Consider the following 7,249-nt stretch of genomic DNA (forward strand, 5'->3'; position numbering starts at 1 on the left):
TGTCCGGCCGATCTTCGTGGGCCCGCGACGCCTGGCACTTCCCCAAGTTCTCGGCTGCGCTCGAACAGGGGAGACCCCATTCCTCGCGGCGTTGTCGGAGTCGCCCCGGTACGTCCAGTACAGGGGCGATCCTCCGCCTTGCGAGGCACCGCACCAGACGCCGCGGACTGATCCACGAAGATCGGCCGGACAGACCCTAAGCTGGTGCATATGCCCATCCGAGCGGTCCTCTGGGACATCGACGACACGATCTTCGACTACACCAGCGCCGACCGTACGGGGCTGCGGGAGCATCTGAAGGCCGAGGGCCTGCCCGACGGATACACCTCCGTCGAGCAGGCCCTCGTGCGCTGGCGGGAGATCACCGACGCACAGTGGGCGAGATTCGCCGCGGGGGAGACCGACTGGGAGGGCCAGCGCCGTGAGCGGGTGCGGATCTTCACCGGTACGGAGCTGAGCGACCAGGAGGCCGACGCCTGGTTCGCCCGGCACCTGGCGCACTACGAGGCCGCCTGGGCGCTCTTCCCGGACACCGTCCCGGCGCTCGACGCCCTCGCGTCCGGCTACCGGCACGGCCTCCTCTCGAACTCGGCCGCCCACAACCAGGACCGCAAGCTCCGCACCCTCGGCATACGCGACCGGTTCGAGATACTGGTCTGCGCCGCCGACCTGGGGGTGGCCAAGCCGGCGGCCGGCGCCTTCCAGGCCGCCTGTGACGCCATGCGGCTCGATCCGGCCGAGGTGCTGTACGTGGGAGACCATCCGGACATCGACGCCGCGGGGGCGCTCGCGGCGGGTCTGCGGGCGGTCTGGCTGGACCGGGCCGACCTCGGCGGACGGCCCGAACTGGACCGGATCACCGCGCTGGACCGGCTTCCCGGGCTGCTGCGGGGCGATACCCGTTTTGGAGCGCCGTCCACCTTCGGGTAATGTTCTTTCTGCGCCGCCCGAGCGGGCCGAAAGGCCGGAGCGGACAGCGCGAGCGGAACAAGACCCCTGAGGGGTTGCGTTTCATTGGGCTATGGTGTAATTGGCAACACAACGGTTTCTGGTACCGTCATTCTAGGTTCGAGTCCTGGTAGCCCAGCGCAGGATCAGCAGTAACGCATCTTGCAGTACGTCTCGCAGTACAAGCCCCCGTTGTGTAGCGGCCTAGCACGCTGCCCTCTCACGGCAGTAGCGCCGGTTCGAATCCGGTCGGGGGTACAGATCCTTCCCGTGAGTCGATCAGGGTCGCACCCGGCCGACTTGATGCAGGATCGCCAGGGCCCCCGTTGTGTAGCGGCCTAGCACGCTGCCCTCTCACGGCAGTAGCGCCGGTTCGAATCCGGTCGGGGGTACTCCACCATGGGCTATGGTGTAATTGGCAACACAACGGTTTCTGGTACCGTCATTCTAGGTTCGAGTCCTGGTAGCCCAGCGCAGGATCAGCGGTGAATCACCGCACCGTATGTTGCAGTACGAGATATTGCAGTACAAGCCCCCGTTGTGTAGCGGCCTAGCACGCTGCCCTCTCACGGCAGTAGCGCCGGTTCGAATCCGGTCGGGGGTACAGGACAGGAAGGGGCCGGCGCGGGGCGGGCCGCGACACACGCGAAGCGCGATGGGGGGCGGTCCGGGTGCCCCGAGGTGGGCGTTGGGGTGTTTTTCTTTTGGGGGGGGCATGGTGCCGAGTCGGCCGCGGGGGGGCGGGCGCGCCCCCCTTCTGCGTAAGGCGGTTCGGCGGCCCGGAGGCCCAACTCCCGCCCTCTCACAGCCCGTAGCGCCGCGCGGACTCCTCCTGCTGCGCCAGCCTGTGCAGCGAAGCCAGCAGCGGCTCATGGAGCACGGTAGAGACGACGGCCGACTCCACCTGCTCCTTCTCCGACGGGTACGTCTCCATCATGTCCAGGTTCTGCCGGGCCACTTGGTGCATCAGCCGGGCCTGCTGGACCAGGTACGCGGTGTCGCAGGGGTAGCCCAGCCGCAGCCGGGTGGCCACCAGGGCCACCAGTGAACGGTGGACGGGGGAGAGCTCGCCGATCTCCCGTACGCTCGCCCAGCCCAGCTGGTCGAGGAGGCGGGCGACCTCGTCGCGGGCGGCGGCCGTCTCCGGCGCCTCCTCGTCCGGTTCTGGCCCGTGCGGCAGCGACCAGAGTGCGGCCCCCAGCCGGATCGTGCGGCCCAGGGACGCGTCGTCGACATGCCCGAGTACCTCCCGCGCCGTCGCCACCGGGAGCCGGCCGACCTGGATCAACGCCCGTACCAGACGCAGCCGGCGCAGATGGGACTCGTCGTAGTCGGACTGGGTCGCACTGATCCGGTGGCCGGGCGGCAGCAGCTGCTCCCGCAGGTAGTACTTGATCGTCGCGGCCGGGACCCCACTGCGCTCACTCAGTTCCGACAGTCGCATTCCTGGTGCCTTCCCTTGCGCCGCCTCGCAGGCGGTGCCACCATCTCGTCAATGGATAGTGGCGCTATCCAATATATCTGCCGTCCCGTACGGCGAAGGGGGACGCCATGTTCGCGAAACCGATTCCGGGCCGGACGACCGCAGCCGCTGAAGGTGATGTGGTCGTCCTGCTGATCGGGATGCGCATCAACCACTTCCGGGGGGTGCACCACTGGCTGCCGGTCCTGATGGCGATGCCGCGCATGCTCAGGGAGTTGGGCAGGGACAAGAGCCGGGGGCTCCTCGGCTACACGCTCCTGACGGCGTCACCGCGCACGTACTACGTCGTGCAGTACTGGGAGTCCAAGGAGAAGCTGTACGCGTACGCGAGCGCTCCCGACATGTTCCACCGCAGGGCGTGGGCCATGGTCAACCGCAAGGAGCGCAAGTCCCGCCAGCATGTGGGGCTCTGGCACGAGACGTACATCGTGCCGGAGGGGTCGTACGAATCCATCTACGCCGATATGCCGGTCCGTGGGCTGGCGGCGGCGACCGGTGTGCTGCCGGTCGAGGGGCGGGGCCGCGCGGCGGCGGACCGTCTCGCGCACCGCTCGGGGGCGCGCACCCGGTCCGACGCGGGCTGAGCGGCGCGTTGCGCGGGCTGCCACGACGCTGGGGCGGCCCGCCGGGGCGGGTTGAGCGGCCGGGAGACCTGGGGAGGGGCGGGGTGCGTGTCAGCTGGTGCGGCGCAGGGCCTCGGAGAGCCGTCCTGCGGCGTCGATGACCGCCTGGGCGTGCATCCGGCCGGGGTGGCGGGTGAGCCGCTCGATCGGGCCGGACACCGAGACGGCGGCGACCACCCGGTTCGATGGGCCGCGCACCGGGGCGGAGACGGACGCCACCCCCGGCTCGCGCTCGCCGATCGACTGGGCCCAGCCCCTGCGCCGTACGCCGGAGAGCGCCGTCGCGGTGAACCGGGCGCCCTGGAGCCCGCGGTGGAGCCGCTCCGGCTCCTCCCAGCCCATCAGGATCTGCGCCGATGAACCGGCCTTCATGGTGAGCGTGGAGCCGACCGGGACGGTGTCCCGCAGCCCGGAGAGACGCTCGGCCGCCGCCACGCAGATCCGCATGTCGCCCTGGCGGCGGTAGAGCTGGGCGCTCTCGCCCGTGACATCGCGCAGATGCGTCAGTACGGGTCCGGCCGTGGCGAGCAGGCGGTCCTCGCCCGCCGCTGCGGCCAGCTCCGAGAGGCGTGGGCCGAGTATGAACCGGCCCTGCATGTCCCTCGCCACCAGCCGGTGGTGTTCCAGTGCCACGGCGAGCCGGTGTGCCGTGGGTCGTGCGAGCCCGGTCGCCGCGACCAGCCCGGCGAGGGTGGCCGGGCCGGACTCCAGAGCGCTCAATACCAGAGCTGCCTTGTCGAGAACGCCGACGCCGCTAGAGTTGTCCATGCAACGATACTCGCGTCTCACTCTGTGAAACGCAAGTTCAATTTTCCAGGGAACTTGCCAACCTGTAGGGGCGGCCGTACGACGGTTCGCAGTTGCGCGCCCGGTACGGGGGTCCGGACGGGGACGCCCGATTTCTAGTTGGGCCGGCGAGGACGCCGGCCGGAGGGAAAGCGATGGGTAGGACACTCGCGGAGAAGGTCTGGGACGACCATGTCGTCAGGCGCGCCGAAGGCGAGCCCGACCTTCTCTTCATCGATCTGCACCTGCTGCACGAAGTGACGAGCCCGCAGGCTTTCGACGGTCTGCGCCAGAACGGCCGGCCGGTGCGGCGCCTCGACCTCACCATCGCCACCGAGGACCACAACACCCCCACCCTCGACATCGACAAGCCGATCGCGGACCCGGTCTCCCGTGTCCAGCTGGAGACGCTGCGCAAGAACTGCGCGGATTTCGGCGTACGTCTGCACCCGCTGGGCGACGTCGAGCAGGGCGTCGTCCACGTCGTGGGACCGCAGCTGGGTCTGACCCAGCCGGGGACCACCGTGGTCTGCGGTGACAGCCACACCTCCACGCACGGCGCGTTCGGCGCGCTGGCGTTCGGCATCGGCACCTCCCAGGTCGAGCATGTGCTGGCGACCCAGACGCTGCCGATGGCCCGCCCCATGACCATGGCCATCACGGTCGAGGGCGAACTGGCCGAGGGCGTCACGGCCAAGGACCTCATCCTCGCGACCATCGCCCGGATCGGCACCGGCGGCGGACAGGGCTACATCCTGGAGTACCGCGGCTCCGCCATCGAGAAGCTGTCGATGGAAGCCCGGATGACCATCTGCAACATGTCGATCGAGGCGGGCGCGCGGGCCGGGATGATCGCCCCCGACCAGACCACCTTCGACTACCTCAAGGGCCGCGACCACGCCCCGCAGGGCGCCGAGTGGGACGCCGCGGTCGAGTACTGGAAGACGCTGCGCACCGACGACGACGCGGTGTTCGACGCCGAGGTCTTCATCAACGGCTCCGAGCTGGCCCCGTTCGTCACCTGGGGCACCAACCCCGGCCAGGGCGCACCGCTTTCCGCCAGCGTCCCCGACCCGGCTTCGTACGAGGACGCATCGGAGCGCCTGGCCGCCGAAAAGGCCCTGGAGTACATGGGGTTGACCGCGGGCCAGCCGCTGCGCGACATCAAGGTCGACACGGTCTTCGTGGGTTCCTGCACCAACGGCCGGATCGAGGACCTGCGCAGCGCCGCCGCCCTGCTGAAGGGCCGCACCGTCGCCGACGGCATGCGGATGCTGGTCGTCCCCGGTTCGGTACGGGTCGCGCTGCAGGCCGTCGAGGAGGGCCTGGACAAGGTCTTCACCGCCGCGGGCGCCGAATGGCGGCACGCGGGCTGCTCGATGTGCCTGGGCATGAACCCCGACCAGCTCGCACCCGGTGAGCGCTGCGCCTCCACCTCCAACCGCAACTTCGAGGGCAGGCAGGGCAAGGGCGGCCGTACCCACCTGGTCTCCCCGCAGGTGGCCGCAGCCACCGCGGTCCTCGGCCATCTGGCATCGCCCGCCGACCTGTCCGACTCCCCGACCCTCGTGGAGGCCTGAGTTCCATGGAAGCTTTCATCCAGCACACCGGCCGGGCCGTCCCGCTGCGCCGCGGGAACGTCGACACCGACCAGATCATCCCGGCCCACTGGCTGAAGAAGGTCACCCGCGACGGTTTCGAGGACGGGCTCTTCGAGGCGTGGCGCAAAGACCCCGAGTTCGTGCTCAACCGCCCGGAGCGCGCAGGCGCCACGGTGCTGGTGGCGGGCCGCGACTTCGGCACCGGCTCCTCCCGTGAGCACGCCGTGTGGGCCCTGCAGAACTTCGGCTTCAAGGCCGTCATCTCGTCCCGGTTCGCCGACATCTTCCGCGGCAATTCGCTGAAGAACGGTCTGCTGACCGTGGTTCTCGACCAGAAGGTCGTGGAGGCCATCTGGACGCTGACGGAGGCCGACCCGGCCGCCGAAGTCACCGTGGACCTGGAGAACCGTCAGGTGCGCGCCGAGGGCATCACCGCGGACTTCGAGCTGGACGAGAACGCCCGCTGGCGCCTGATGAACGGCCTGGACGACATCAGCCTCACCCTTCAGAACGAAGCGGACATCACGGCCTACGAGGCGGCCCGACCCGCCTTCAAACCACGCACAATTGAGGTCTGAGCAGCACGTTCCCAAGACTGCGCCCCCTGCCGCCCGGCAGGGGGCGCAGTCGCTTGTTGAGCCCCCGCCGGGCGACAACTCGCCCCAGATGGCACAATCGGCGCATGGAACGCGACAACCAACTCAAGCTTTACGCGGAAGTCGCCGAACAATTGAAAGAAGCGCACGCGAGGGTGCGTGAACTGCAAGTCCCGGAGGGCGTACGGATGGCGCTGTCCCGGAAGCTGTTGGTCATCACGGCCGCGGCGAAGCACGATCTCACCGATGCAGCAACGCGGCTGGATCGGCTGATGAAGGACCTCGACGAGGGTCGATTCCCCGATGGCAACTCCCTTGGTGGATCTCCGTGACGGTTGAGTTCGTTGCGGCACAAGGGTGATTAGACCGTTTCGTGTTTGATTTGCGGTATATATCTGCCTAACGTGCGAAAAAGCCTGAACAGTTTCGTTCGGGCAATGTCTCCGAAGGGGAAGACGTGAACAAGGCGCAGCTCGTAGAGGCCATTGCCGACAAGGTCGGTGGCCGCCAGCAGGCCGCAGACGCTGTCGATGCCGTACTGGACGCGATCGTCCGCGCAGTTGTCGGCGGGGACCGTGTGTCGGTCACCGGCTTCGGCTCGTTCGAGAAGGTCGACCGTCCGGCCCGTTACGCCCGCAACCCGCAGACGGGTGAGCGCGTACGGGTCAAGAAGACCTCGGTGCCGCGCTTCCGGGCGGGCCAGGGCTTCAAGGACCTCGTCAGCGGCTCGAAGAAGCTCCCGAAGAACGACGTGGCCGTGAAGAAGGCCCCCAAGGGCAGCCTCTCGGGCGGTGCTTCCACCCGTACGGCAGTCAAGAAGGCCGCAGCGAAGAAGGCCACCGCCGCCAAGAAGACGGCCGCGAAGAAGACCACGACGGCGAAGACCGCCGCCAAGAAGACGACGGCGGCCAAGAAGGCCACCGCCGCGAAGAAGGCCACCACCGCCAAGAAGGCGGCCACGAAGTCGGCGACCCCGGCGAAGAAGGCCGCCACCGCCAAGAAGGCGACCGCGAAGAAGACGGCGCCGGCCAAGAAGGCCGTGGCGAAGAAGGCCCCGGCCAAGAAGACCACGGCGCGCAAGACCACCGCCAAGAAGGCCACCGCCCGGAAGAAGTGAGCGGCAGGGCCAACCACGCGTCGGGGGGGGGGGGGGGGGGCGCGGGGGAGGGCGCGGGGGGTGGGCGGGTGTCAGTGGGTGTCGGACTCTCTCTC

The 7,249-nt window shown here is 68.9% G+C and carries 8 protein-coding genes and 5 tRNA genes; 11 read left to right on the plus strand and 2 right to left on the minus strand.

All coding sequences use genetic code 11. The features are described from left to right. Positions 1–210 precede the first annotated feature (210 nt). From ACFXBC_RS10915 to ACFXBC_RS10940, 6 genes are all read left to right on the plus strand, one after another. Positions 211–930 (plus strand): HAD family hydrolase, encoded by a 720-nt coding sequence (locus tag ACFXBC_RS10915; protein WP_385021606.1) that lies wholly within the window; start codon positions 211–213, stop codon positions 928–930. A gap of 85 nt (positions 931–1,015) precedes the next feature. Next, positions 1,016–1,087 (plus strand) — tRNA-Gln (locus tag ACFXBC_RS10920). Positions 1,088–1,133: 46 nt separating this feature from the next. Then, positions 1,134–1,206: transfer RNA gene (locus ACFXBC_RS10925), tRNA-Glu, on the plus strand. A gap of 61 nt (positions 1,207–1,267) precedes the next feature. Further along, a tRNA-Glu gene (locus ACFXBC_RS10930) sits at positions 1,268–1,340 on the plus strand. An 8-nt stretch (positions 1,341–1,348) separates the two neighbouring features. Beyond that, a tRNA-Gln gene (locus tag ACFXBC_RS10935) sits at positions 1,349–1,420 on the plus strand. A 59-nt stretch (positions 1,421–1,479) separates the two neighbouring features. After that, a tRNA-Glu gene (locus ACFXBC_RS10940) sits at positions 1,480–1,552 on the plus strand. A 198-nt stretch (positions 1,553–1,750) separates the two neighbouring features. Here the strand turns inward: ACFXBC_RS10940 and ACFXBC_RS10945 are convergent. After that, on the minus strand, positions 1,751–2,392 hold the full coding sequence (locus ACFXBC_RS10945; RefSeq protein ID WP_385021609.1) for a MerR family transcriptional regulator: 642 nt from the start codon (positions 2,390–2,392) through the stop codon (positions 1,751–1,753). Between the two features lie 107 nt (positions 2,393–2,499). Here ACFXBC_RS10945 and ACFXBC_RS10950 point away from each other — a divergent pair, with 107 nt between their 5' ends. Next, positions 2,500–3,015: a DUF4188 domain-containing protein gene (locus ACFXBC_RS10950; protein WP_385021612.1), complete on the plus strand. Its 516-nt coding sequence runs from the start codon at positions 2,500–2,502 to the stop codon at positions 3,013–3,015. Positions 3,016–3,105: 90 nt separating this feature from the next. On the opposite strand, the gene ndgR is transcribed toward ACFXBC_RS10950, so the two are convergent. Beyond that, positions 3,106–3,822 (minus strand): IclR family transcriptional regulator NdgR, encoded by a 717-nt coding sequence (gene ndgR / locus ACFXBC_RS10955; RefSeq protein WP_164265352.1) that lies wholly within the window; start codon positions 3,820–3,822, stop codon positions 3,106–3,108. Positions 3,823–3,995: 173 nt separating this feature from the next. Between ndgR and leuC the strand changes: the two genes are divergently transcribed. The 4 genes from leuC to ACFXBC_RS10975 all read left to right on the plus strand — a co-directional run bounded on the left by leuC (position 3,996) and on the right by ACFXBC_RS10975 (position 7,154). After that, positions 3,996–5,420: a 3-isopropylmalate dehydratase large subunit gene (gene leuC / locus ACFXBC_RS10960; protein ID WP_385021616.1), complete on the plus strand. Its 1,425-nt coding sequence runs from the start codon at positions 3,996–3,998 to the stop codon at positions 5,418–5,420. A gap of 5 nt (positions 5,421–5,425) precedes the next feature. Then, positions 5,426–6,019 carry a 3-isopropylmalate dehydratase small subunit gene (leuD, locus tag ACFXBC_RS10965; RefSeq protein ID WP_385021619.1) on the plus strand — a complete coding sequence of 198 codons (594 nt, stop codon included), beginning with the start codon at positions 5,426–5,428 and terminating at the stop codon, positions 6,017–6,019. A gap of 104 nt (positions 6,020–6,123) precedes the next feature. Beyond that, the gene (locus ACFXBC_RS10970; RefSeq protein WP_164265355.1) at positions 6,124–6,369 is read left to right on the plus strand and encodes a hypothetical protein; all 246 of its coding nucleotides are present in this window, start codon (positions 6,124–6,126) and stop codon (positions 6,367–6,369) included. Positions 6,370–6,494: 125 nt separating this feature from the next. Further along, positions 6,495–7,154 (plus strand): HU family DNA-binding protein, encoded by a 660-nt coding sequence (locus tag ACFXBC_RS10975; RefSeq protein ID WP_385021624.1) that lies wholly within the window; start codon positions 6,495–6,497, stop codon positions 7,152–7,154. Positions 7,155–7,249 lie beyond the last annotated feature (95 nt).

It is taken from the genome of Streptomyces sp. NPDC059398 (genome assembly GCF_042751845.1).
Lineage (GTDB): Bacteria > Actinomycetota > Actinomycetes > Streptomycetales > Streptomycetaceae > Streptomyces.

What these genes read in the sequence shown, in the direction of transcription:
- ACFXBC_RS10915 (WP_385021606.1), top strand. Translation starts at nt 211, where the DNA reads ATGCCCATCCGAGCGGTCCTCTGGGACATCGACGACACGATCTTCGAC.
- ACFXBC_RS10945 (WP_385021609.1), bottom strand. Translation starts at nt 2,392, where the DNA reads ATGCGACTGTCGGAACTGAGTGAGCGCAGTGGGGTCCCGGCCGCGACG.
- ACFXBC_RS10950 (WP_385021612.1), top strand. Translation starts at nt 2,500, where the DNA reads ATGTTCGCGAAACCGATTCCGGGCCGGACGACCGCAGCCGCTGAAGGT.
- ndgR (WP_164265352.1), bottom strand. Translation starts at nt 3,822, where the DNA reads ATGGACAACTCTAGCGGCGTCGGCGTTCTCGACAAGGCAGCTCTGGTA.
- leuC (WP_385021616.1), top strand. Translation starts at nt 3,996, where the DNA reads ATGGGTAGGACACTCGCGGAGAAGGTCTGGGACGACCATGTCGTCAGG.
- leuD (WP_385021619.1), top strand. Translation starts at nt 5,426, where the DNA reads ATGGAAGCTTTCATCCAGCACACCGGCCGGGCCGTCCCGCTGCGCCGC.
- ACFXBC_RS10970 (WP_164265355.1), top strand. Translation starts at nt 6,124, where the DNA reads ATGGAACGCGACAACCAACTCAAGCTTTACGCGGAAGTCGCCGAACAA.